Genomic DNA, 22399 nt, shown 5'->3' with positions numbered 1-22399 from the left:
GGCATCCCCAACGGTTGCTCTTATGACGATTGCATCTGCACCTATGATCAATCATTGGTTTCATCTCTCCTATTCAGGTTATCCAAAACCTGATCCAGCACTCCGCGGCAGATTTTCAACCGGCCTGCCTGCACTCCGCGAAGCGCTTCCTTTTGTGTTGTTTCTCCAACTAACTGAAGCCGAAGACAGGTCGCTCTACCTTTGGTCGTGACATGAACAATCTTTTGTCGTCGGTCCACTTTGTCAGGCACCCGGGTGACCAGTTTTCTTTTCTCCAGAGCGTCAATAATCCGCGTCGTCTTGGTCTTGTCGCATCCGAGTATGTCCGTAACCGACCGCTGACACAGTCCGTTTCTGAGTCGCACATTCATCAGTGTAATAAACTGATCGGCCGTGATATCGGTTCCGGAGTTGAGCAGATTGCGGCTCAGCCTCTTCTTGAACGCCCTGGCTGTCATGCCGATGGTGCGTCCAAAAGGGGGTGACAATATGTTTCGGTGTTTACTCATAATTGAACCCTGTCGATCGGGCTGAATATGGTACGAAGAGATCGTTGCAATCGCAACTATTTTCTCAAGGCAGAACCACGAACTGTACTCATGGTCGCTCGCTCTCCTATGACTCCTTTTGGGAATAATTCGATTTACAATCGCGGGCCGGATAGTTATCATTGCCGAAATCTCGCCATAAGGGTGAGGCCATAGTTTGTGAATAACACAGAAAGTGAGAACATGTCAGATAACGAAGCAACGGCACCATCCAATTTCATAAGAACCATCATCTCAGACGATGTCGCCAAAGGAAAACATGAGGGAAGGGTGCATACTCGTTTTCCCCCGGAACCCAACGGTTGTTTGCACATCGGCCACGCCAAGGCCTTCTGTCTCAATTTCGGTATGGCGGCCGAGTTTGGCGGTCTGTGCAACCTCAGATTTGATGATACCAACCCGGTCAAAGAAGAGGTTGAGTTTGTGGACTCCATCCTGGAGGACATTCGGTGGATGGGTTGCGACTGGGAAGACCGGCTGTACTATGCTTCGGACTACTTTCATCAACTCTATGAGCACGCCGTTCAATTGATCAAGATCGGACAGGCGTATGTCTGCGATCTCAACGCCGACGAGACCCGCGAGTATCGGGGCACCCTGACCGAACCGGGCAAGAACAGTCCATACCGGGATCGTTCGGTCGATGAAAACCTGGATTTGTTCGCGAAAATGAAAGCAGGCGATTTTCCGGACGGTACGCGCGTACTGCGGGCGAAAATCGACATGGCCTCCGGCAACCTGAACATGCGCGACCCGGTGCTCTATCGCATCCTGCACGCTCACCACCATCGCACCGGCGACGAGTGGTGTATCTACCCGATGTATGACTTCACGCACTGTCTGTCCGATTCGATCGAAGGCATTACCCATTCGCTCTGCTCGCTGGAGTTTGAGGACCACCGACCCTTATATGATTGGTTCCTCGACCAATTGGAAGTGTTCCATCCCCAGCAGATTGAGTTTGCGCGAATGAATCTAAGTTACACCGTGCTCAGCAAGCGCAGGCTGCTCAAACTCGTCACCGAGGGTCATGTCACCGGTTGGGATGATCCCAGACTGCCGACCATAGCCGGACTGCGGCGAAGAGGATACACGCCTAAAGCGATCCGCACTTTTCTGGAGCGTATCGGAGTAGCCAAGCGCGACAGTATCGTCTCGATGGCCGATCTCGAATTTGCGGTTAGAGAAGACCTCAACAAACATGCGCCGCGTCTTATGGGCGTGCTTAAACCGCTCAAAGTTGTGATCGAGAACTACCCCGAAGGTCAGACCGAAGAGTTGGAAGCAATCAACAACCCGGAAGATGACTCTGCCGGGACGCGCCAAGTGCCGTTTTCGAAGGCCCTGTATATCGAGCGCGATGATTTCCACGAAGACCCGCCCAAGAAGTTCTTCAGGCTGGCGCCGGGACGCGAGGTTCGGCTCCGATACGCCTACTTTATCAAATGCAAGGAAGCCATCAAGGACGACGATGGCAATATCGTGGAATTGAGATGCACCTATGATCCCGAGTCGCGCGGCGGTTCCTCGCCGGATGGGCGCAAGGTTAAGGCCACGTTGCACTGGGTATCGGCCGAACATGCTATTGACGCCACTTTGCGCTTCTTTGATCATCTGTTTGCAAAGGAGAATCCCCTGGCTACAGAAGAGGGCGAAGATTTTACGTCGAACCTGAATCCGAACTCGCTGGAAATCCTCGACCAATCCAAACTGGAACCGGCTGCCAAGGATGCCAAGGTGGGAACAACCTACCAGTTTGAACGCCAGGGATATTTCTGTGTTGACGCCAAAGATTCAACGCCGGACAAACTGGTATTCAACCGCACCGTAACTCTGCGTGATACCTGGGCCAAGATCAACAAGGGTCAAAAGGGAAAGTAGGGGCGACCCTTCGACTCCGCTCAGGGTGACACGGTCAAATCAATGTGGTCGGAAACCCCTGGTCCGAAGGGAGTCAGAGCCATTTATGGCCGCGAAGCGAGGTTTCGACACCATGTCACCCCGAGCGGAGTCGAGGGGTGAGCGTAGCCGTACTATGAGCGCTCTGTCTTCGGTACTCCACCCAGAGCGAAGCGACAGGTGGAATCCTCTTTGCACAAAGTAAACCCACCCGACGCGAAGCGCTTTGGGTGGGGTACCAAGTTCACACGGAAACTACACGCGAAAGCAGGCCCGTGCTATATCTGAAATTCAACGAGTGCGAAGCACAAAAAGCGATTGACCGCGTCACCCGTTCACGCGGGCCGGGTAGCAGCCGAGTATCCGGACAAAATGCGTGATCTCATCGAGATTGGCCAATGCATACTTCACCCGATCCTCGTCCAGCGATCCAATGAAATCGACATAGAAGTAATACTGCCATGCCTTGCGTCGGGAGGGGCGCGACTCGATCTTACGCAGATCGATATCACGCAGTGCGAACACCGACAGGGCACGGTAGAGATTTCCCGGTTCGTTCTTCAATGAGAACACCACCGATGTTTTGGCCACACCGCGCACTGGTCGCATCTTTTTTGACAACAACAGGAAACGGGTGAAGTTGAACTTTTCATCCTCGATCGACTTGCGCAGTACTTTCATACCGTAGATTTCAGCGGCCAGGGGAGAGGCTATCGCGGCGGCATTGGGAGGTGTTTCCTCTGAGAGCATCTTGACCGCACCGGCCGTGTCGTAGAACGGTTCAGCGGACAGGCCCGGATGCTTGGTGAAAAACCTGCGGCACTGATCCAGAGCCGCCGGGTGGGAGAAAACCTTTTTGACCCTGCGCACGGTAACTCCGGGTGGAGCTATCAAACAGTGCAGCACCCGCACCTGGGTCTCGTCGATTACATGAAGGTCACGCTCCAACAGCAGATCGTAGTTGCGATGGATCGATCCAATCAACGAATTCTCGATTGGAATAACCCCGGCCGTCGCCTTGCCGGACTCGACTCTGTCAAACAAAGTGTCGAACGAATCGCAGGGGATAACTCGCGCCGAACTACCGGCCAACTGACGGGCCGCCTGCTCGGAGAAGGCGCCTCGTTCGCCCTGGAATGCTACTTTTTTCACTGCCATAACCTGTTTGTCGGTTAAATCTGCCAATCACTGAAACACGCACTTGCGGTTATTGTGCCGAGCCAAAGATAGGGTGACGGCGCGCGTAGCGCGAGAAACCGACTTGTCGGCTCGCCTGACAGCTGTGAATTCTGAGTTTGCCGTCGCTTGTCCGATTTCCTATATTGTTTTCGGAAGCGGATGCCGTCTGGTGGCGGTCCCGGCCTTCAAAGCCGTGTGGGGGGCAGTTATGCTGTCCCCGGTGGGTTCGATTCCCACCCCTTCCGCTTTTGTACATGCGGTTCCAAGAACGTACACTTTTTCTCACACCCTCAGCTTCATTATCTCCCGCGTTTTGTCCTGGCCGATATCCTGATGCTCGCCGAACTTCACCGGCTTGGCGCCCATCCGCCTGGCAATGATATCGCAAGCTTCGTCGGCGATTTCATACTCGGACAGGCGTGTCATCTGACCCAGTGAACGGAAGAACTCTTCGGTCGCAGTAATAGTCGCGTCGATACGTTCGTCGTCTGCACCACTGTCGATGCCAAACACTCGTGCGCCATACTGCAACAGCTTATCTTTCTTGGCCTCTCTTTGGACCTGGAGAGTTCCCGGCAGAACCAGGGCCAATGTTTGCGCATGGTCCAGGCCGTACTGGGCGGTGATCTCATGGCCGATTATATGCGTCGCCCAATCGCTCGGGGTACCGGGAGCGACCGAACCGTTTAGTGCGCAAGTGGCGCACCACATGACATTGGCGCGGGCATCGTAGTCGTTGGGCTCTCTCAGAACTTTGGGCCCCTCTTCAATGAGAGTCAGCAAGACTGATTCGCAGTATCGATCCTGCAGAGGAGAGTTAACCGGGTATGTCAGGTACTGCTCGGCGACATGAACATAGGCATCGATAATGCCGTTGATTGTTTGCCTTGTCGGCAGGCTGAATGTCGTCTCGGGATCAAGAATAGAAAACTGCGGGTAGACAGCCGGTGAGTTGAAGAACAGTTTCTGATCGGTTTCGGCGCGCGATATCACCGAGCCTGAGTTCATCTCCGACCCGGTACCGGGCAGTGTCAGCACCGAACCGAAAGGCACCGCCTCTCTGACCGGTTTCCACTGACTGAGAATGGCCCATGGGTCGGCGCCTTTGAAGCAAGCCGCCGCGGCAATGAACTTGGTGGCATCCACCACAGATCCACCACCGACCGCAAGCAGGAAATCGACCTTTTCATTCTTGATAGCATCCACAGCTTTCATGCAGGTGTCGTATTGCGGATTCGGTTCGATTCCTGAGAATTCGATCAAGTCCACTTTGGAGAGCGCTTTGGTCACCTGGTCATACACACCGTTCTTTTTGATCGAGCCACCGCCGTAGATCAACATGATCTTGTGTGAGCGGTCGACCAGGCTTGCCAGTTTGGCGATCTGTCCTTTCCCGAACAGAATGCGGACCGGGTTTCGGTAGTCAAAGTTTTGCATATCGAATCTCCTTCAGTTTCCTACAATCCTCTCGAATCACCGGGCATGTTTTGGTTGATGCGCAACGGTCATCAACAGATACTGAGTTAATGAACAAGATAATGGTTCTCTTGACAACGACATTGTTATCGCTGGCAGTCGCTGGGTATTGCGCCGCCGGTGAAATCGCGCTCAGTTTCGACGATGCTCCCATGAGCGGGCGTGGCTACCTGACCGGTATGGAGCGCACTCGCACACTGATTGCAAAACTCGACAGCCTGGATATCGAACAAGTCGTCTTCTATTGTGTCACCAATCGGCTCGACGGTCATTCAGGGCGGGCGCGGCTGGAGTTGTACGCTGAGGCCGGACATCTTCTGGCCAATCATACCCACAACCATCCCGATCTGGACAAAGTCGGCGCCAAGCGGTTCGGCACCAACATCACGCGCGCGCACCAGGAGCTCACATCGTTCACGTCCCGGGTCGATTGGTTTCGGTATCCCTATCTGCATGAAGGACGCACGCGGCCGGAGCGCGACAGTGTGCGTGAACTCCTGGCGCAACACGGCTACATCAATGGCTACGTGACCGTCGACAACTACGACTGGTATATCGATAAAGCGTTTCAAACGGCGCTGAAAGATGATCGCGCGGTTGATTTTGAAAAACTCAAAGTTGCGTATGTCGACATTCTCTGGTCGGGCATACTATTCTATGACAGTATCGCTGTGCGCACGTTGGGTTGCTCTCCGAAGCATGTCTTGCTGCTTCACGAGAACGACGTGGCTGCCCTGTTCATAGATGCACTGATCGCGCGCATCCGCGCCGAGGGTTGGACTATCATCTCGCCTACCGAGGCCTACACCGATCCCATAGCCGATGAACTCCCGGACGTTTTGCTCAACAACCAGGGGCGGGTGGCTGCGATTGCCAAAGAGCGCGGTTATGAAGGTTCGCTGTGGCACGAATCCGAGGACACCGACTGGCTGGATAGGTATCTGGAAAAAGCGGGCGTGTTCAGGTAACGTGACCAGGGGGTGGAAAGAGGTGTCTGGCGTTGCCTCTCTACTCCACCTGCCCAGCCTTAGCAGGTTCCGCTTGCTTAATCGACTCCACAAGCCGTTTCGTCTCGCGCGCGATGACCAGTTCCTCATTGGTCGGCACGACCAGCACCTGAACTTTGCTGTCAGTGGCAGAAATCACCGTTTCGGTGGCCTGGCACTCAGTGTTCAGGGATTCATCCAACGAGATACCCATCCATGCCAGGTCTTCGCATGTTCTGGATCGTACCATCGACGAGTTCTCGCCAACGCCGGCTGTAAATACCAATGCATCGAGTCCACTCATCGCCGCAGCGTACCCGGCAATGTACTTTTTTAGTCGGTAACAGTAAACATCGATGGCCAACTGTGCGTTTTTGTTGCCGTCGGCCGCGGCGCTCTCGATGTCGCGCAGATCCGACGACACTCCGGAAAGCCCAGACAGGCCGGAATGCTTGTTCAACAGCGTATTGGCCTCGTGCAGGTTGAGTTCTTCGCGCGCCATGATGTGCAGGATAATGGCCGGGTCGACATCACCTGACCGCGTACTCATCAACAACCCTTCCAGTGGCGTGAAGCCCATCGAGGTATCCACCGACACGCCGCCTTTGACCGCGGCCATCGAAGCACCACTTCCCAGGTGACAAGTGACTATCTTAAGCTCTTCAATCGGTCGACCAAGAATGTCGGCTGTGCGGTTACTGACGAACCTGTGTGACATGCCGTGGAAACCGTAGCGCCGGATAGCATACCGTTTGTACAGCACATAAGGGATGCCGTAAATGTAGGCATGGGGGGGCATCCGATGATGAAAAGCAGTGTCGAACATAGCTACCTGCGGCACCCCGGGCAGCGTTTTCATGGCTGCGTTGATGCCGCGAATATTATGTGGATTGTGCAGCGGAGCCAGTTCGATAAGTGAACGCAGTTTCTGCATCAACTCCGGCGTGACCAAAACCGGTTCTGTAAACGTCTCACCGCCGTGCACCACGCGATGACCCACAGCGGCAATCTCGGACTTGTCTGCAATAACACCGTGGTTTTCCGACATCAAAATCGACACGACATACTGGATAGCAACTATGTGATCGAGGATTTCGCCTGACACCTTTACTTCCGGTCGGTCGAACGGCTTGTGCGTAAGTACGGCGCCGGCCATACCTATCCGCGAGACGTTTCCCATGGCCAGAGCCGCTTCGGTTTCGGAGTCGATAAGCTGGTACTTTATTGAGGACGAGCCACAGTTGATCACCAACAACTTCATGATACCTTTTCCCCCTCTTTATCATGCGCTATATCTGAACCGTTGGCGATGCGGTTGCCGTCCTGGTCGTAGCGGAAAAACCCCCAACCGGTTTTGACACCGAGATGCCCGGCGCGAACCATTTTTCTAAGCAGCGGGCAAGGGTTGTATTTATGCTCGGACAGCTCGGCCAGCAGGTTCTCCATCCACGACATCACCACATCGAGACCCATCATGTCGGCCAGGGCCAATGGACCTATGTTGAAACCGAAGCCCAGCTTCAACGCTTTGTCGATATCGTCGGCTGTGGCCACCCCTTCCATCAGCACATGCATGGCTTCGTTCAGCAGCGGTACAATGATGCGTGTGGTTACATAGCCCGGATATTCGTTGACGGTGATCCATTTCTTTTCCAGAAGCTCGGCAAAGTCAACCGCTCTTTGGAAAGTCTCTTCGTCGGTCTTGAGACCTTTGACGATTTCAACCAACGGCACCTTGGTGACCGGATTGAGAAAATGCATTCCGATAATCTTGCTCGGACGCTGGGTGGCCTCGGCGATCTCGGAGATTGAAAGGGTGCCGGAATTGGTAATCAGCAGAGCGTCGCTACTACAGATTTTATCCAACTCAATAAACAGTTCCCGTTTTTTCTGAAGGTTTTCGGGAATACACTCGATCACGATCTCGGCATCTTCAGCCAGCGACACATCCGACGAAGGAAACACTCGGGCAAGTATAGCTCGTTTGTCGGTCTGGGTAAGGCCCCACTTGTGGATCTCTCGGTCGATCGACTCGCCGATACCGCGGATACCCCGCTCGGCCAGCTTGGTTGTCTTGTCGCACAACGTGACTTCCTCGCCGGAAGTAGCAATCGCCTCACTGAGTCCCTGTCCCATCACGCCGGCGCCTATGATTATTATTCTCGTTCTTGACATCGAATAACCTAATCCTTTGTGTCGGCCCGACTCGGCTCGGGCCCATCCATAGTTTCATGGTCAAGTAAGCACATAGTTGGGCTCAGGTCAAACCGAATTCACCCAACAATCTTGCTACTACAAAAGTCGGCCAAACCGCTTCTGAATTGTAGAAAAAGTTGACGAAGCCCGGCCTATTGATTTGATTGCGGGCAGGTCGATGATAACCGGCAATCGAGACGAAACAGACCGAAAAACGAGGAATACCCAAATGCTCAGATTTGCACAGACAGCGATGCTAGTGGCGCTCATTCTACCTTTGTTCTCATCGTCGGTCAACGGTGAAATCGTCAGAGTGGCTCGTCGATACAACGTCATCAGTTTTTTCGCAGGCTCCTCCAGCCCGGTCGGAAAATACGAGGGGATAGCCGGGTTTGTAGATTTCCTTGACGAACAGGGACGGCTGGTCGAGGTCGATGGCGACAAGGTCTACGACCCGACATACAATCTCGGGCTCAGCTATGGACAATTGCGTAATAACCAAATGCTTTTGGATGTAGGCTTTCGATACACTCGTATTGAGCAGGCCGGCGACAACCCGCTGATCTTTTTTGGCCCCGATGACCAGACGGCCGAAGCCAAACTTCATCAGTATGATCTCGAAATCGCGTTCTATTACTTGTTCATGAATATTGTTGAGAAGAGCTTTGCACCCTTCGTCGGTGTAGGCGTTCGTGCCGGTTTCACCAACGCTTCGGCCTCAGGCTTTGAGTCGGAGTCCCACATCAACACCGTGTTTATGGCCAGCGGTGGGGCTGAGCTGAAACTCTGGGAGGGCGCGAAAAAGCAATCTTTTATGACCCTGGCCTCGGTCAACAGCTATGACCTCTTCGCCTCCGGCAATCGGCCCAAGTATCTCAATGTCGGTGCGGCGCTCAAGTATTACTTTCGACCCTGATTCGGCCGATAAAACAAGAAACCAGAAAACCTGAGAGGCCCAAGTTGATCGCAAGCTCGCCCCGTCTTTTGTTGTCCCTGATACTCGTTATCGGAATTGTCTCAGGCTGCGGCTGCAACGGTGACGATCCGCCCCAGCCGCCCAATCCGACCGGCGTGATGGCTGTGAACGGCCAGGTTTACAAGGGAGTGATGGGCGGTTCCGGGCTTGACCAGCCGCTTCAGTTTGGCGTGAAAAACTCAAGCGGCAGTTTTGTGGTCGATCAATGGATCCACTTCTCGCTCCTGGAAGGGGACGGCAGCATTTCCGCCGACTCGATCAAGTCCGGGAGCGATGGGCTGGTGACCCTCGAATACAACTTCTCCGGCAATATGGGGCATGCCACCATCCGAGCTATTGCCCGCAATCTGGATACGCTCGAAGTCTATCTGCGGGCCGACTTGCTGGTTCCGGGGGACCATGGGCAGGGGCAGTATGTATTGCTCGATGACACCTATGGCGATATTGTCGATTTCAACGGCCCACCCGTGTCGCTCGATGTTTTTCCGGGTGCTGAGATTCTTGTGGCCAATTACGAAGCGACCATGGGGGTGGTCTTTGTCATCTATGACACCGACACAAACGGTGTTATCGAAGCAACTTCGCCGATTTTCTCGATTATTGTCGTTGACTCCGTTTATCCACAACCACCCAGCGGCGCCACTATGAGTGCACGATATGAGGGCACTACCATCGACGGCCTCGGAATCGGTTCGCATTGGTGGAACGAGTTCATACCGATCTATGGTTTTCCTGATTTCGTCATAGTAGACAACAGCGACCCGAACCTGCTATCCCACAAAGTAGTCTTTGATGCCCTGCACCTGACCCTTTGGAGTCGCCAGTCAGACAGTACCGTCTATCAGATCGACATCGCCGAGGAATTCGATGTGTCTCTCTTTGAGGCGCCGCCGTCGGGTCCGGCTATCGACAGCGTATTGAATCGGTACCGGCGATGATCGGTTGCTGTACCGTTGTTTCAATCTGTCGATGTAAATATAAATCGAGTTCCCTACCCCCAAGCGCGAGCAACACGGCTTGACCGTGATACCCACGGCTTGACCGTGACACCCACGGCTTGACCGTGACACCCACGGCTTGACCGTGACACCCACGGCTTGACCGTGACACCCACGGCTTGACCGTGACACCCACGGCTTGACCGTGACACCCACGGCTTAACCGTGATACCCACGGCTTGACCGTGACACACACGGCTTAACCGTGATACCCACGGCTTGACCGTGACACACACGGCTTGACCGTGTCGTCCTGAGCGCAGTCGAAGGGCGAGGTTTCGACAACCGAAGACAACGGTAGGTCAGGTCCTTAACGGACCTGACATTATCATCAGTACCACAAGGGTCCTGAATTACTGCACGACTGTTTCAAGCAATTGCCAAGTAATCTCACCACTTTCCGAAACTCGATAAGCCAGCAAAGCGGTACCATGCCGGTCTCCGTCATCGAACAAGGCCAAAGCGCGGTCGGGCCCAAGTACACATACGGCGTCTCGCACCAGCGAGTCGTGACTGCCGGACGGTCTGTCCAGTCGACCGAGCGAGTCCCAGTTGTTGACCAGGTCGGCCGCCAGGTCGTCGTATGGTGCCCGCAGTCCTCTCGCTTGAAAGGCCGTCGTCTCCGCCTGGGTGAGGGTCGGAATCAGTTGCAGTGTGTATGCCGACTTGTCCCTTTGAACATAGCGGAAATTGGAAGAGTCTTCCTCCAGCGTCTTGCGTCGGAACTCGGCTTTTCGCAAATCATCAAGGGTGTCACCGTACAAATCGCGGTAATGGATAACAGTCGCGGCCAACGCAATGATCGTCACGCCGGCAATGACCGTCAGAATCGATCCCCATAGCGGTGTGGGCCGATGTTGGTCCTTATCGTGATGGGTCATCCCAAAGTCTCCTTAGATTAACCACTGTCTTGTCTGTTTTCTTATACACTCAATAGTAACCCAAAGCACATTTTGAAAACGGAGTCCGGCTGTTAACTTGCCGTTGACAGGCGAGATGGTCTGGGCTATACTGGTTCTATTGTGTAGAAGATTCGTGCAACGCTTATAGGAGTAAAACTAACATGCGTAATCTGATCCTGTGTCTGATGTTCGGTCTGATCTTCATAGTTGCCGGGTGTGCCGACGACGATGAAACCAACGGCGATATTAACAATGGTGGTAACGGTGGCGGGCCTGTTGATTCGCTGCGCAGTATAACTCTGGATCATGTCGATGGTTCACCGGCGGCTGGGAAAATCTCGGTCGGTACCAGCGTGGTGTTTTATCTTCGTCTGAAAAACGCCAGCGGCTTCGTGGCCAAAGGGATCACCAACGGCTGGCGAATCTACTCAACCGACAATGCCACCTGGACTACGACATCCATTGACACGACGGGTGCGTTAACCAAAGATGATTACGATCTGATCTTTACGTCGAATTCCTTCTCCATCAGTGGTAGCGGCAGCGACACAGTAGCCTACGGTGGGGCCAGTATGTCCGGCCCCGGTATGGTTGATGGGTTCGATGATGTCGCCTATGCGATTACCATTGGTCCGATTGATGCCTCTCAAGCGGGAAAACACATTTGTCTCGACTCCAGCTTTTATCCTCCGTCCGGCACTTGGATGTGGTCGTTCGGTAGTGCAGGCGCCGAGCCACCGGGTTGGGACGGCCCGCACTGCTTCGAGGTCGTGCCGTAGCCCCTTACTTTCTGACACCCCGGCGCAGGCCGGGGTACATCTCTTCTTGTAGGGCGGGTCCGGCTTCGCCTGCGCGCCGTGGCGTGAACCCGCCACCAACGGTAGGTCTGGGGTTTTGCAGGCTGTGTTCATCTTCGCCTGTGCGCCGCGGCGTGAACCCGCTCCCCGCTGTCATTCCCGCGCAGCCATTGTCACTCCGATTGCAGTTGAAGGGTGCGCGAAGCGCAAAGGACCCCGCGTGGCGCGGGGTGTCATTCCCGCGCCCCTATGTCATTCCCGCGCAGGCGGGAATCCATCCGTGGCGCACGAGGACGTACACCACGCACGAAAACCCCCTCGACTCCGCTCTGCGTGACATGTGATGGTTCAAGACCCGATGTGCGGTGCGCGAAGCGGGAAAAGTGATTTATCACCGCCCCGCAGCCTCGCGCATGCGCAAAAGCTGTTTGGCATACGCCTCGTTATCCGGGTCTTGCACAGCGGCAGCCTCGGCATGCCGGAGCGCATCGGCGAAGTTGCCGCGCGCTTCGCAAATGTTGGCCAGCAAACTCAGATGCTTGGCCTTGAACGATCCGTCCGAGGCGCGCTGCGCCGCCGTCTCGACAAAACGCTGCGCTTCCTCCAGATTGATCCGCCGTTCAAAACAGTAAGTTGCAAAGGGCAGGTAGTTGTTCAGGTTCGTGTCCCAGTTCTCACCAAAACCGGACTTCTTTTGCTCGATGGCACCCAACGTGTCCCCATGGACATACAGCGCTTGATCGGCTTTAAGCTCGGCCTGCAGCTTGCGACCTTTGTCATCTTTACGCGCACCGGAGGCCGCGATTCCGGCTTGCAAGTATTTCGCAATCCGGTCGGTTGCATCTCTTCGCCGCGCCAGCTTGCAGATCAACTGGGCCACACTTGCGATGTTCTGTAAATTCTTGCGCGGCGCTTCAAGTACAGCGTCGGCGGCGGGCAGGACGTCGTCGAACGGAATCTGATCGTTCCATGCCGCGTTGGCGTAGTTCTCGAAGACCTGGTATGAGTAATCAGTCGATGAACCATTGAGCGTCTGGGCACGCTGATAGTATTTGGCTGCTTTTACGAATTCCGATATGTCGGCATGGTAGGAGGCAAGGAACAATGCCTCGGCATGACTGGGCATCTTGTCAAAGGCGGCAATGCGTTCAGCAATCGGGGTAAGGTTCGACATGGCCTTGTAAAACGATCTGAGAAAACGTTCGGCGCCTGTGTATCCGGTCCAGCGGTTGATGACCGCGCCCTCGCTGTTGGTGAGTATGAACACCGGAAAGTACGGTCCCACGCTGTACCGTTCGCCCAGTTGAATCCCTTCACCTTTTTTGATATTCAGCGGCAGGTGCACCACCTGGGTGAGCGCGTCGCTGATTCGTTGCTCCGAGGCCACTTCACGAGCGGCCAGTTCGCAATACTCTCAGTCGTCGCGAAAGAACTCCAAAAGCAGCGGCTTCCCGCCCTGGGATGACAGCTTGGCGGCTTGGTCGAAACTGATCTGCTCGGCGGCCTTCGCCATCGTTGGCAGTAGCAATACTACAGCCGATATGATGATTACCAGATGTTTCATGTTTGGCTCTTATACTCTCTAAGCATGTACCCGTTCATTCAGACCATTATCACTTTAGTGCCGGCGATATGGTCGTGAATGCAGCGTCGTTCCTCGCTGAAGATAAAGAGCACATCCACCAAACAATATAATGGAATGATGCATATAAATCCGTTTATAATCAGTCTCATGAGGACATTAGTTTCGAATCCACCGTTGGTGCCATCCAATTTGACAACCTTAATATTGAGCATTCTCTTGCCGATTGACTGGCCTTCGGTCGAAAGAAGCCACCATTGGTAAGCGATGAGCCCAACCATGCCCAGAATGAAGAGCAAGAATCCCATCAGCTCACCGGCATCAGATTCGGACGTACCGGCTATGATGACCCATACAATAATAAGAGGAAGAACCAGTAAGCCGTCAATTAGCTGTGCACCCAGCCTGGTACCGCGATCAGCCAACTGTCCCGCCACCTGGCGGGGTGGTGGTGGGGCCGCCATAGTCGGCTGGCCGTCCGCGGAAGAAGGTTGCCACACCGAGGTGGCATCGACCGGCACACTGCACTCCTGCCCACACTGGTGACACTTGCAAACGTCGCCCGGTCTTAGATATTGTGCCACTAGTGAGGCATTGCAGTGGGGGCAGTTGAAAGAGAGTGACATATAAAAACCTCCTTGCCGGCTTTACGAAGTCGATTGGAGTTTGTCAAGCCAAGTATCCGACCGACTCCAAGTTACCTCGCATATACTTCGTAAGTCAACAGGAATTCAGTTGGATCTTAGGCGTTAGCCCCTTGCGGTTCATTCTGGCTTAATCACAATGGGTAAAGGTGCGCCCGTGTCAAGCGCTTCAAGCGCCGCCTCGCGCGCTTTACCCTGGCCGAGTGATTCTTTACCGGTCATCTGTTCGATTGCGATACGGACGATACCGGTTTCCTCAAGAGCAGCCCGGCCATAGTGAAACGGCTTGTCAGCCCCTTCGTGCTTTTGCATGAGACCATCCAGAGCACCGATCTTCTCCTGAGGATCATCCACTAGCGAGGCGTTCCCCTGGATCATGACACTGCGATAGAGATACCCGGCGCTGCAAGCTTTGTTTCCGCTGGCCACGTAGGCAATAGGCAGGTCAACTTCAAAACAGACTCGTCCGTCGCGTTTGATGTCGTCTATTTTTTCCCCTTCTAAGGCTGTGTGAAAATAAATGAAGTTGTCTAAAGCCACAAAATTCACCGGCTTGATTCGCGGCCGGCCATCGGAGCCGACCGTCCCCAGTCGTCCGACCTGACAGCGGCTCAACAATTCCAGCATGGATTCTGGATCGGTAAACTCTCTATCGTTTCTGCGCATGGAAAACCTACCGGGCCCTGACAGCGCGTAGCGAGTCTTTCAGCATGCGTCCGGGCGTCTTCTCGCAATTGGCGCGAATGGCCGTAAAGCACTTCTCGCAGCGGTTCTCCTGAGTGAACCTCTCGACCATGTCGGCCTGCGTATCGAACTGCTCACGCACCATCCCACACGGTGTCAGCTTGCCCCATGGATTCACGATGGCGAACCGTTTTCCCGCTTTGCAGTTGGTGTGTTTCCCCGCTTTGAAAAACTTCATCATTGCACGCAGGGTCCACTCCGAAGTCAGGATCGGATACCCCTCTTTTTGCATGGCCAGAAGTTTTTCGACTACTTCGGCCAGTTCCGCCTGATCGTCCGGTTCGCTGATAAAGTAGAAATCCTTGCCGGTACGCAGAGAGTTGTAGGTGGAGAAATTGCACGCCACCCCCCAGCGCTTGGCCACTTCGGCGATTTTCGGTAACTCACGAAAATTGTCACTCTGCACGACACAGGCCATTATGATGTCCTGATTATCGTGCTTGGCCAGTTTGGGCACCAGCTCTTCCATGTGCTCGAAGTTCTTCTTAAGATGACGAAAAGTATTGTGACGCTGATCCGGATAATCCAGTGAGAACGAGAAATGGTCTATGCCTGCTTCTTTTAAGTCGAGGTATCTCTTCTCGTTCAGGTTGTGCACGTTGGTCGTAACCACCAGGATCATGGTGCTGTCCTTGGCTCTCATCGCTTTCGCTATATCAACCAGGTCCTTGCGTAAGGTCGGCTCACCGCCGGATATCTGGGCTACGGCCGGGTTGAGCTTTGGCACCCAGTCGGCAAAGACCTCGGGACCCAGGCGAGGTTCCTCAACATAATGCCCGAGGTCGCAGTGTTCGCAATTGGCGTTGCAGTTGTAGGTAATCTCAAATGATACCGTGACCGGTTTTCCACGCACAATATTGAGCGCGGTGCGAGCAGCTATTTTGGTTTTGCGTCCTGCAGAGAGGCGAGACATTCACGTTCCTTTCTGTGAGGCGTAAGACGCCATCCATGTCCGACGCGAGTTACTCAGCCGCCCATGTCAAAGCGTCCGTAAACTCGCCTGCGATTTTCGAAGATAAGAAAACGCAACCGCGACGTAAAGCAAAACCCGCTCACACAGAACGGGTTTTGAATAATTGGGAGAGAGACTGCTATTTGAAAACGCTCACCGTATTCACGGTAAAGGGTTTTTACAGCCACTTGCGGCATTTAGCTCTCGCTGCCGTCCAAAGGGCGGGTCACGGCGTCGGCGCAGCAATCAAGAGACGACCTTCATGAGCAAATTGTTAGAGGTTTTCAAATGACCTCTCTCTCCACACTTTACTCTTATCTATAAGTAATATCGAAATGAACAAACTTTTTCGCAAGATAATTTTGACGTGGTTGCCTCAGACCACATTTTATAATATGTTGTGGGCCGAAAGAAAGATCGAACGAACAGGGATTGAACACGGATGATAGCGTCGGTAGGCTTGGACATTGTTGAGATCGCTCGGATCGAAAAAGATGTGAAACGATTCGGTCTTCGTTTCGTTGAGCGCATCTTGGGCGAGAAAGAACTGGCAATGTTCGAGAAACGTCAGGATAAGACGCTGTTTTTGGCCGGACGCTTCGCGGCCAAAGAAGCCATCGTGAAAGCCCTGGGGCGATACCTTACCGACCGACCGCCGCTTCAGCACCTTCAGATCATCAACGACGACTCGGGACAACCACGGCTTGAAATGCCGAGCGATGTTGAAGCGAATCTCGAGGGCGCACGATGCCATTTGTCGATCACACACGAACGAAACTACGCCGCCGCGGTGGCTGTTTTTGAGGACCCGTCATGAATCAGGATGAACTACTGAAACTGTTCAAAGACTCAGGCGCTCTATTGGACGGACACTTCAAATTGTCCTCCGGTCGCCACTCCGACATCTACTACGAGAAATTCACGTTGTTAAAACAGCCGGCTATCTGTACGCGCATCTGTGAAGAAATGGCCGAGCGCATCCGACCCAGCGGCGCAGTCACAATTGTCGGTCCCACCACCGGCGGAATTATCATCGCCTACGATGTTGCCAGGTATCTCGGACTCGAAGCGATCTATGCCGAACCGGGGGAAAGCGGACGTGTTTTCAAGCGCGGGTTTTCACTGGAAAAGGGTCAGAAAGTAGCCATTGTCGACGATGTACTCACCCGTGGTGGTTCTGTGCGCGAGTGTATCGAACTGGTGAACCAGTACGATGCCGACATTGTCTCGATCAACGTCATGCTTGAACGTTCCAATGGTACCGTGACCTTCGATTACCCGTTCAATGCCCTTGCATCCGTTGTCGCCGACGACTGGTCGACCGACGAATGTCCGCTTTGTGCCAATGGCGAATCCCTCACCCAGCGTGGTAGTAGGAAGTTCAATGTCACTTGATCGTTGATCCGCGGTGCTCTGTCATTCCCGCGCAGGCGGGAATCCATCCTTGTGTGTAAGGTAGGTCGAAACCCCTGGTCCGTAGGACTGCCGAAGGCAGGTTTCGACATTGACAACTGTGTGGCGCCTGGTTTGTCGGCGGGTGGCACCCTCAAAGCCTCTTTGGGGGTGATTCTTCTCGTGTGGATTACCGCCCCAAACAAGGTTTGGGACGGCCACCCAGGAAGGAAGAGACTTGTCGCCTTGGTTCCCGGCCACCGCAATCTTAGAGGTCAGGACCCTTGTGGTCCTGACGACTACTGTCATGCTGGCGAAGGCCAGCATCCAGCCTTCAAATCCAAGACTGGATTCCGGGTCAAAGCCCTGAATGACATGATTGGGGGCCGCATTCAACCGCTCAGGGTGATGGTGGCAACGCGCGAAGCGCGAAAAACAGGCCTTGACCCTGTCAATCGTTCGGCTCTTGGTACCACCAGGGGAATGGATCAGAGCCGGCCCAGTCAGTCTCATAAAAGCGTCCGTCAAAGCTGGTGAAGATGATTTTGTCAGGACCCAGCAACAGTGCTTTCTCACTCATGGTCGAATCGAGCATTCTGTCGACATACGGCTGCAACTGAACGGCATGTAGGGCCAGCCCGTTGTTGCTGGAACGCACCCAGACCCAACGATCGCTTGATGGGTCCCCGCCCGGCCATAGAATTGTCCTCCAGGTAGATTCAAGCGGCAACGTCAGCAGGGTGTCGTTTACAGTCAGCGAGGCATCGCGCTTCACTACCACGTCGTTAAGGCCGTGTCTTGGCGCTGTGTAAGTGAACGTATCTTGTGTTACCACCGATGGATGCCAACCATTCCCTACATTGATTAACGTCCCGCGCACTTCGTTCACTATATAGATAGACATGTTGGCGCGTCCCACCAGCAAAGTGTCATTGAGATACACTATCGAACTGAATTCCCGGTCAATGCTGGATGTATCAACCGCCTGGGTGGAAAGATTGTAGTACTCGATGATTCCACCGTTGAGGTAGGCCAGTCTGTTATTGTCGGGCGCCAACGTGGGGGAGTGGAGGTCCTCGCCTGCCAGCACCAACTCTCGTATCGGTTTATCGATTTCAGCGCGAAACACACCGCTATTGCCGAGGTTGAGAGTGTCGGTGGCAATATAGTAAATGTATTGACCATCCAGCGTGCGGGTCGGTTCGGTTTCGATTTTGTAACGGGGATGAAAGCCTGAGCCACCGGACTTGGTCGGGTCCTCTTTGCAGCCGATAAAAAACAGACCAGCTACCACAACAGAGATGAGGGCTAGTCCCAGCCCGGTACGATCTGCCATGCGCTGTTCGGTGATGAATGCACTTGAATGCTGGCCGATGTCAACGGTGAGCGGCATAGAATTCTCCTTGGACTGTCAGTATAGACAAAAAACTCGCCGGACGAAAGCATAAGAAACGTACCCCATCAACTCGGAGTCGCACCGGGGAATGCTCCAACTCCGTGCTGCATTAGGTTACGATGCGCGAAGCGCAAAAAAGCGACCTGTCGCCTTGCCAAAGCGGTCCATGATTATTATCTATAAGATTATGCCGGCCAATTTGCCACCACAGTATTACGAACTGGAACGCGAGTTCCGCGCCGAGAAAGATACCCGCGAAAAACTGCGTATGGCCGAAGAACTCCTGCGCATGATGCCCAAGCACAAGGGGACCGACAAACTTCAGGCCGAGATGAAATCCAAAATCTCTGCGCTGAAAAAGAAAATCGTGCAACCGAGCAAGTCCCCCGGCGCTCGGCAAGCACCCACCCACGACCATATCGACAAAGAGGGAGCCGGACAGGTCATCCTGATCGGTCCGCCCAACTCGGGGAGGTCATCGTTGCTCGACGCGCTTACCCATGCCAAACCGCTGGTGGCCGACTATCCCTATAGCACCCGTGAACCGCAAGCCGGGATGATGTCTTTTCAGACCATTCAGATTCAACTGATCGACACGCCACCGATTTCGCCTGAGTCGTATGAAAACTACTTGTCCGGTCTGATTCGCAACGCCGATCTGGTCGTGCTCGTGTGCGATCTGGCTGCTGACGAATGTCCCGATGATCTCGAATTCGTTATGCAGAAACTCAACGAGAAGCGGATCATTCTGAAACCTGAAGCCGACGAACAACCGGACGATCCGCGCTATTGTGTCAAGCGCTGCATGCTCTGCGGGCACAAGGAGTACGACGACGAATCCGGCGAGATGCTAAAAAGAGTCGCTGCGCAGTTCTCAGACTTTGAGATGGTTCCAACCTCGATTCTCGATGACGATTCTCTGGACGCTTTTCGGACAGCCGTTTTTCGGAACCTCTCGATTATCCGCGTCTACACCAAACCGGTCGGCAAAGAGGCGGATTTTTCCAATCCGGTCATTCTGCCGATCGGCAGCACGGTCGAAGATGCCGCTGTCGATCTGCACAAAGATTTCGCTACCCGTTTCAAGTTCGCCAAGATATGGGGGGAAGGTAAGTTCGATGGTCAGCGGGTCCAGCGCGACTTCAAACTAATCGACGAAGACATACTCGAGTTTCATTTGTAGACCGGCCGTTTGCAGGTGCCGTCAGGCGACACGCCCGACGGTTCGAAATGAGTTGACCGACGTAGGGCAGAACCGCTTCTGGTTTTGCCAATATAGATGACGGAACCGCTAATCCGCCGGGGCGGACGCCCTTGCATATTGTTCTTGTCGCTGTTATCTATGCTACAAGAAAAGGCGGGATTGCAAGTAACCCACCCTGCGAATCTTCAGCGCGTTGCGCCAAAGAACCCATTTATGGGTCATTCCCGCGAAGGCGGGCATCCATCCTCGTGCGTGGTGTACGTCCTCGTGCGCCACGTGTGACCTTTCGTTAGGTCGAAACCGTTGGTTCGAGTACGGACCCACCCTACTTCTAAAGAGCCGTGTCAATTCTCGCCATCAATCTGCCTAATCACATCGGTAGTGGTCACGAAATCGAGCGCATCACCATACCGACTTCTGGCCGCGCTCACGAACGATTCCAGCATGTCGAACTGAGCATCGAACATCAGTTTGGGATGGTTAATCATAGCCACATATATAGGTGAGCTGTCTGAGTGCTGTCTTAAGTATTTTCCGAAGCCGTTCAAAAGCATGTCGAGATTATGCCCTTTGGTGTCGCACGACAATGAAAACAGCGGGTTGCCGTACAGGTAGCGAAGATTGTAGCGCAGCATGGTACTCAGGTTGGACCAACGAGTCTGTTCGGAGCTTCTTGAGATACCGGCACCGCGACGCATTCGGACCGAGCGAAGGCGGCGACTCAGAAAGCCAAGCCGACTGAGCAAACCGCACTTGAATGTTGCAATCGGAATCTCCAGAAGACCCGCGCCGGCGTCCTGTGCAATGCCACAATCGGGTGCGAGATACCAATTGGCCGCGCCGGGCATCCGGCGGTAGTCGATGGCGATGGTGTCAAGATCGAGCACGAGCTCCTTGGCAATACTCGAATCTATCTTGATACCCAGTTTTAACAGAGCGGCGATGAGCTTGCGCTCATCCGGTTGCAGGGCCAACCCGGCAGCGCGGAAAGCCGCACAACGATATTCCGGTGTTTCCGGTCGCAGAAGGTCGTGCAGATAGTCCACACCGCGTTTGATGATAGCCGGGGCTGCCTCTTCGTCGCTTGAAAAGCCGAACTCTGCAAGATACATCCGGTCGGTTGCTACCTGCCAGCGATCTTCACACCAGGTCGAATTCAGCCAGTGCGGGTGGAGGTGAAGCTGCACATCGTGACCGCGCTTCACGGCCTCCTGCATCTGGGTCTCGAATTGATCGGCGTAATCGGAAAGTCCGAACCTGCGGTGCGCCCAAACCGAGCAAACATCGGCAAAAAAAGTAACGCCGACACCCAGCCCTTCGCATCTTGCCATTAATTGTTCGGCGGGACCGAACAGCACTTCATCATGCCCGAAAAAGTTGCGCCCCAGGAACAACTCATAGTCGGCCGTGATCAGCAGGTTGATTGGGCGTGGAGCTTGGCCTTGCACGATCAGTTACCAATTCTCAATGTCTGAGTTTCTATCGGTCAGTTGCTCCTCAGTCAGATACATGGTCACCCCCTTGGTGGCCAGCCGTTTCAGCTCATCGTAGAGCGGACGTGCCGGCATAATCCAGGCATCTGCCGCGCCGCAGCGAAACTCTGCCAAAATACCCTTGCCGACCAGATGCTGCGTGAGTCTTTCGAGGATCCATCGACCTCGGGGGTAGTCGATGCGAGTTTCGGAAACCACCGGATCGTAGCGACGAATCTCGCGTGTGATCTGCTCACCATGACCATCTATATAGGTCACCTCGAAGGCCTGAGTGTGGACTTCAATAGGGAAGTCATCAGTAGTGTCCTCGACACAATGGGCTACTCCCAGCCCCTGTGCGATTGAAATACCCAGGCCGACCACGCAGCCGTCGAGTTCCACCAACCGACCGACCGGTGAAGCGGCGTGGCAGATTTCCGGGCGGTCGGCATGACCCGATGTCACAAACTCGGCCTGGGCGCCCCAGGCACAGACGGATGAAAAAGGATGCGAGGACCTGAGCACGCCCGGCCAGGTCCGAAAGCATTCGGTCACAGCGCCGGTCACGGCTGGGTGGCGCGTCAGATCGATAAGACGGCCTCGCTTCATTTCACGGATCATCTGGTCGGCTGAGTTGTAGCAGGGCATCAGAATTGTTCCGCGATCAGCCACAACATCGATCAACCCGGAGACTACGGTCTCGGCACCACCGTCGACATGCCCCAGTTTGGACAGCGATGTATGCACCATCACGATGTCGCCGTCGGCAATTCCGGCCTGTCTCAGGTCGTGAGCCAGCTGTTCCCTTGTGAGCATTGCTTCGCCGCGTCGGCTTCGCGCTCCGATTCGAGACCGAATTGCTTTCAACGGTCGGCGCGCCAAACCGACCAGAGTCGGCGGCGCGACTCGTTTGGCCCAGCGGCGGAATCGATACGATAGGCTGGATTGTTTTCCCATTTTCGTCGTTTCTACATGCTCCAAGGCGTCCACTGAATCTCAGGCCGGTCAACGATACGGTCAACGGTATGCTATGGCAATGCAAAACTTATGTTGCAT

At 54.3% G+C, this 22399-nt stretch carries 22 protein-coding genes and 1 tRNA gene; 9 read left to right on the top strand and 14 right to left on the bottom strand.

Annotated elements, in window-relative coordinates; translation table 11 throughout:
* Positions 1-47: 47 nt before the first annotated feature.
* A complete protein-coding gene (locus tag OEV49_01275; protein MDH3889687.1) occupies positions 48-509 on the bottom strand; it encodes a MarR family winged helix-turn-helix transcriptional regulator in 462 nt (153 codons plus the stop codon).
* Positions 510-731: 222 nt separating this feature from the next.
* On the opposite strand from OEV49_01275, the gene OEV49_01270 reads away from it, so the two are divergent.
* Positions 732-2429, top strand: coding sequence for a glutamine--tRNA ligase/YqeY domain fusion protein (locus OEV49_01270; GenBank protein ID MDH3889686.1), 1698 nt, complete (start codon positions 732-734; stop codon positions 2427-2429).
* A 345-nt stretch (positions 2430-2774) separates the two neighbouring features.
* Here OEV49_01270 and pheA read toward each other — a convergent pair whose 3' ends face one another.
* A complete protein-coding gene (pheA, locus tag OEV49_01265; GenBank protein ID MDH3889685.1) occupies positions 2775-3605 on the bottom strand; it encodes a prephenate dehydratase in 831 nt (276 codons plus the stop codon).
* A 172-nt stretch (positions 3606-3777) separates the two neighbouring features.
* On the opposite strand from pheA, the gene OEV49_01260 reads away from it, so the two are divergent.
* Positions 3778-3872: transfer RNA gene (locus OEV49_01260), tRNA-Sec, on the top strand.
* A gap of 36 nt (positions 3873-3908) precedes the next feature.
* On the opposite strand, the gene OEV49_01255 is transcribed toward OEV49_01260, so the two are convergent.
* On the bottom strand, positions 3909-5063 hold the full coding sequence (locus tag OEV49_01255) for an iron-containing alcohol dehydrogenase (GenBank protein MDH3889684.1): 1155 nt from the start codon (positions 5061-5063) through the stop codon (positions 3909-3911).
* 89 nt (positions 5064-5152) lie between these two features.
* Between OEV49_01255 and OEV49_01250 the strand changes: the two genes are divergently transcribed.
* Positions 5153-6070, top strand: coding sequence for a polysaccharide deacetylase family protein (locus tag OEV49_01250; protein ID MDH3889683.1), 918 nt, complete (start codon positions 5153-5155; stop codon positions 6068-6070).
* A gap of 40 nt (positions 6071-6110) precedes the next feature.
* On the opposite strand, the gene OEV49_01245 is transcribed toward OEV49_01250, so the two are convergent.
* The gene (locus OEV49_01245) at positions 6111-7349 is read right to left on the bottom strand and encodes an acetate kinase (GenBank protein MDH3889682.1); all 1239 of its coding nucleotides are present in this window, start codon (positions 7347-7349) and stop codon (positions 6111-6113) included.
* The gene (locus OEV49_01240; GenBank protein ID MDH3889681.1) at positions 7346-8263 is read right to left on the bottom strand and encodes a 3-hydroxyacyl-CoA dehydrogenase NAD-binding domain-containing protein; all 918 of its coding nucleotides are present in this window, start codon (positions 8261-8263) and stop codon (positions 7346-7348) included. Before OEV49_01240 ends, OEV49_01245 begins: the two co-directional genes overlap by 4 nt.
* Before the next feature lie 250 nt (positions 8264-8513).
* Here OEV49_01240 and OEV49_01235 point away from each other — a divergent pair, with 250 nt between their 5' ends.
* Entirely contained in the window at positions 8514-9200 is a 687-nt protein-coding gene (locus OEV49_01235) for a hypothetical protein (protein MDH3889680.1), read from the top strand.
* 44 nt (positions 9201-9244) lie between these two features.
* Positions 9245-10198, top strand: a complete 954-nt coding sequence (locus tag OEV49_01230; protein MDH3889679.1) for a hypothetical protein — start codon at positions 9245-9247, stop codon at positions 10196-10198.
* A 413-nt stretch (positions 10199-10611) separates the two neighbouring features.
* On the opposite strand, the gene OEV49_01225 is transcribed toward OEV49_01230, so the two are convergent.
* Positions 10612-11139, bottom strand: coding sequence for a hypothetical protein (locus OEV49_01225; GenBank protein MDH3889678.1), 528 nt, complete (start codon positions 11137-11139; stop codon positions 10612-10614).
* Positions 11140-11321: 182 nt separating this feature from the next.
* Between OEV49_01225 and OEV49_01220 the strand changes: the two genes are divergently transcribed.
* The gene (locus OEV49_01220) at positions 11322-11939 is read left to right on the top strand and encodes a hypothetical protein (protein MDH3889677.1); all 618 of its coding nucleotides are present in this window, start codon (positions 11322-11324) and stop codon (positions 11937-11939) included.
* A 409-nt stretch (positions 11940-12348) separates the two neighbouring features.
* Here the strand turns inward: OEV49_01220 and OEV49_01215 are convergent, their stop codons facing one another.
* From OEV49_01215 to OEV49_01195, 5 genes are all read right to left on the bottom strand, one after another.
* The gene (locus OEV49_01215; protein MDH3889676.1) at positions 12349-13344 is read right to left on the bottom strand and encodes a hypothetical protein; all 996 of its coding nucleotides are present in this window, start codon (positions 13342-13344) and stop codon (positions 12349-12351) included.
* A gap of 27 nt (positions 13345-13371) precedes the next feature.
* Positions 13372-13521, bottom strand: coding sequence for a hypothetical protein (locus OEV49_01210; protein ID MDH3889675.1), 150 nt, complete (start codon positions 13519-13521; stop codon positions 13372-13374).
* A gap of 38 nt (positions 13522-13559) precedes the next feature.
* Positions 13560-14165 (bottom strand): RDD family protein, encoded by a 606-nt coding sequence (locus OEV49_01205; GenBank protein ID MDH3889674.1) that lies wholly within the window; start codon positions 14163-14165, stop codon positions 13560-13562.
* A gap of 138 nt (positions 14166-14303) precedes the next feature.
* Positions 14304-14849: a pyridoxamine 5'-phosphate oxidase family protein gene (locus OEV49_01200; protein ID MDH3889673.1), complete on the bottom strand. Its 546-nt coding sequence runs from the start codon at positions 14847-14849 to the stop codon at positions 14304-14306.
* 7 nt (positions 14850-14856) lie between these two features.
* Positions 14857-15840 carry a radical SAM protein gene (locus OEV49_01195; protein ID MDH3889672.1) on the bottom strand — a complete coding sequence of 328 codons (984 nt, stop codon included), beginning with the start codon at positions 15838-15840 and terminating at the stop codon, positions 14857-14859.
* A gap of 481 nt (positions 15841-16321) precedes the next feature.
* On the opposite strand from OEV49_01195, the gene acpS reads away from it, so the two are divergent.
* Together acpS and pyrE are read left to right on the top strand one after the other, a co-directional pair.
* The gene (gene acpS / locus OEV49_01190; GenBank protein MDH3889671.1) at positions 16322-16696 is read left to right on the top strand and encodes a holo-ACP synthase; all 375 of its coding nucleotides are present in this window, start codon (positions 16322-16324) and stop codon (positions 16694-16696) included.
* Positions 16693-17274, top strand: a complete 582-nt coding sequence (gene pyrE, locus OEV49_01185; GenBank protein MDH3889670.1) for an orotate phosphoribosyltransferase — start codon at positions 16693-16695, stop codon at positions 17272-17274. The genes acpS and pyrE overlap by 4 nt, the downstream gene beginning before the upstream one ends.
* A 448-nt stretch (positions 17275-17722) precedes the next feature.
* On the opposite strand, the gene OEV49_01180 is transcribed toward pyrE, so the two are convergent.
* A complete protein-coding gene (locus tag OEV49_01180; GenBank protein MDH3889669.1) occupies positions 17723-18664 on the bottom strand; it encodes a hypothetical protein in 942 nt (313 codons plus the stop codon).
* Between the two features lie 169 nt (positions 18665-18833).
* Here OEV49_01180 and OEV49_01175 point away from each other — a divergent pair, with 169 nt between their 5' ends.
* Positions 18834-19850, top strand: a complete 1017-nt coding sequence (locus OEV49_01175; protein MDH3889668.1) for a 50S ribosome-binding GTPase — start codon at positions 18834-18836, stop codon at positions 19848-19850.
* A gap of 365 nt (positions 19851-20215) precedes the next feature.
* Here the strand turns inward: OEV49_01175 and OEV49_01170 are convergent, their stop codons facing one another.
* Both OEV49_01170 and OEV49_01165 read right to left on the bottom strand, forming a co-directional pair.
* Complete coding sequence (locus OEV49_01170; protein MDH3889667.1) at positions 20216-21319, bottom strand: hypothetical protein; 1104 nt, start codon at positions 21317-21319, stop codon at positions 20216-20218.
* 6 nt (positions 21320-21325) lie between these two features.
* The gene (locus OEV49_01165; protein MDH3889666.1) at positions 21326-22300 is read right to left on the bottom strand and encodes an AAC(3) family N-acetyltransferase; all 975 of its coding nucleotides are present in this window, start codon (positions 22298-22300) and stop codon (positions 21326-21328) included.
* Positions 22301-22399 lie beyond the last annotated feature (99 nt).

The organism is Candidatus Zixiibacteriota bacterium, from assembly GCA_029860345.1.
Taxonomy (GTDB): Bacteria; Zixibacteria; MSB-5A5; order GN15; family FEB-12; genus JAJRTA01.
This window is presented reverse-complemented; position numbering and strand designations above follow the sequence as displayed.

Coding starts and splice junctions, on each gene's coding strand:
- OEV49_01275 (MDH3889687.1), bottom strand. CDS start 509: ATGAGTAAACACCGAAACATATTGTCACCCCCTTTTGGACGCACCATC.
- OEV49_01270 (MDH3889686.1), top strand. CDS start 732: ATGTCAGATAACGAAGCAACGGCACCATCCAATTTCATAAGAACCATC.
- pheA (MDH3889685.1), bottom strand. CDS start 3,605: ATGGCAGTGAAAAAAGTAGCATTCCAGGGCGAACGAGGCGCCTTCTCC.
- OEV49_01255 (MDH3889684.1), bottom strand. CDS start 5,063: ATGCAAAACTTTGACTACCGAAACCCGGTCCGCATTCTGTTCGGGAAA.
- OEV49_01250 (MDH3889683.1), top strand. CDS start 5,153: ATGAACAAGATAATGGTTCTCTTGACAACGACATTGTTATCGCTGGCA.
- OEV49_01245 (MDH3889682.1), bottom strand. CDS start 7,349: ATGAAGTTGTTGGTGATCAACTGTGGCTCGTCCTCAATAAAGTACCAG.
- OEV49_01240 (MDH3889681.1), bottom strand. CDS start 8,263: ATGTCAAGAACGAGAATAATAATCATAGGCGCCGGCGTGATGGGACAG.
- OEV49_01235 (MDH3889680.1), top strand. CDS start 8,514: ATGCTCAGATTTGCACAGACAGCGATGCTAGTGGCGCTCATTCTACCT.
- OEV49_01225 (MDH3889678.1), bottom strand. CDS start 11,139: ATGACCCATCACGATAAGGACCAACATCGGCCCACACCGCTATGGGGA.
- OEV49_01220 (MDH3889677.1), top strand. CDS start 11,322: ATGCGTAATCTGATCCTGTGTCTGATGTTCGGTCTGATCTTCATAGTT.
- OEV49_01210 (MDH3889675.1), bottom strand. CDS start 13,521: ATGAAACATCTGGTAATCATCATATCGGCTGTAGTATTGCTACTGCCA.
- OEV49_01205 (MDH3889674.1), bottom strand. CDS start 14,165: ATGTCACTCTCTTTCAACTGCCCCCACTGCAATGCCTCACTAGTGGCA.
- OEV49_01200 (MDH3889673.1), bottom strand. CDS start 14,849: ATGCGCAGAAACGATAGAGAGTTTACCGATCCAGAATCCATGCTGGAA.
- OEV49_01195 (MDH3889672.1), bottom strand. CDS start 15,840: ATGTCTCGCCTCTCTGCAGGACGCAAAACCAAAATAGCTGCTCGCACC.
- acpS (MDH3889671.1), top strand. CDS start 16,322: ATGATAGCGTCGGTAGGCTTGGACATTGTTGAGATCGCTCGGATCGAA.
- pyrE (MDH3889670.1), top strand. CDS start 16,693: ATGAATCAGGATGAACTACTGAAACTGTTCAAAGACTCAGGCGCTCTA.
- OEV49_01180 (MDH3889669.1), bottom strand. CDS start 18,664: ATGCCGCTCACCGTTGACATCGGCCAGCATTCAAGTGCATTCATCACC.
- OEV49_01175 (MDH3889668.1), top strand. CDS start 18,834: ATGATTATTATCTATAAGATTATGCCGGCCAATTTGCCACCACAGTAT.
- OEV49_01165 (MDH3889666.1), bottom strand. CDS start 22,300: ATGGGAAAACAATCCAGCCTATCGTATCGATTCCGCCGCTGGGCCAAA.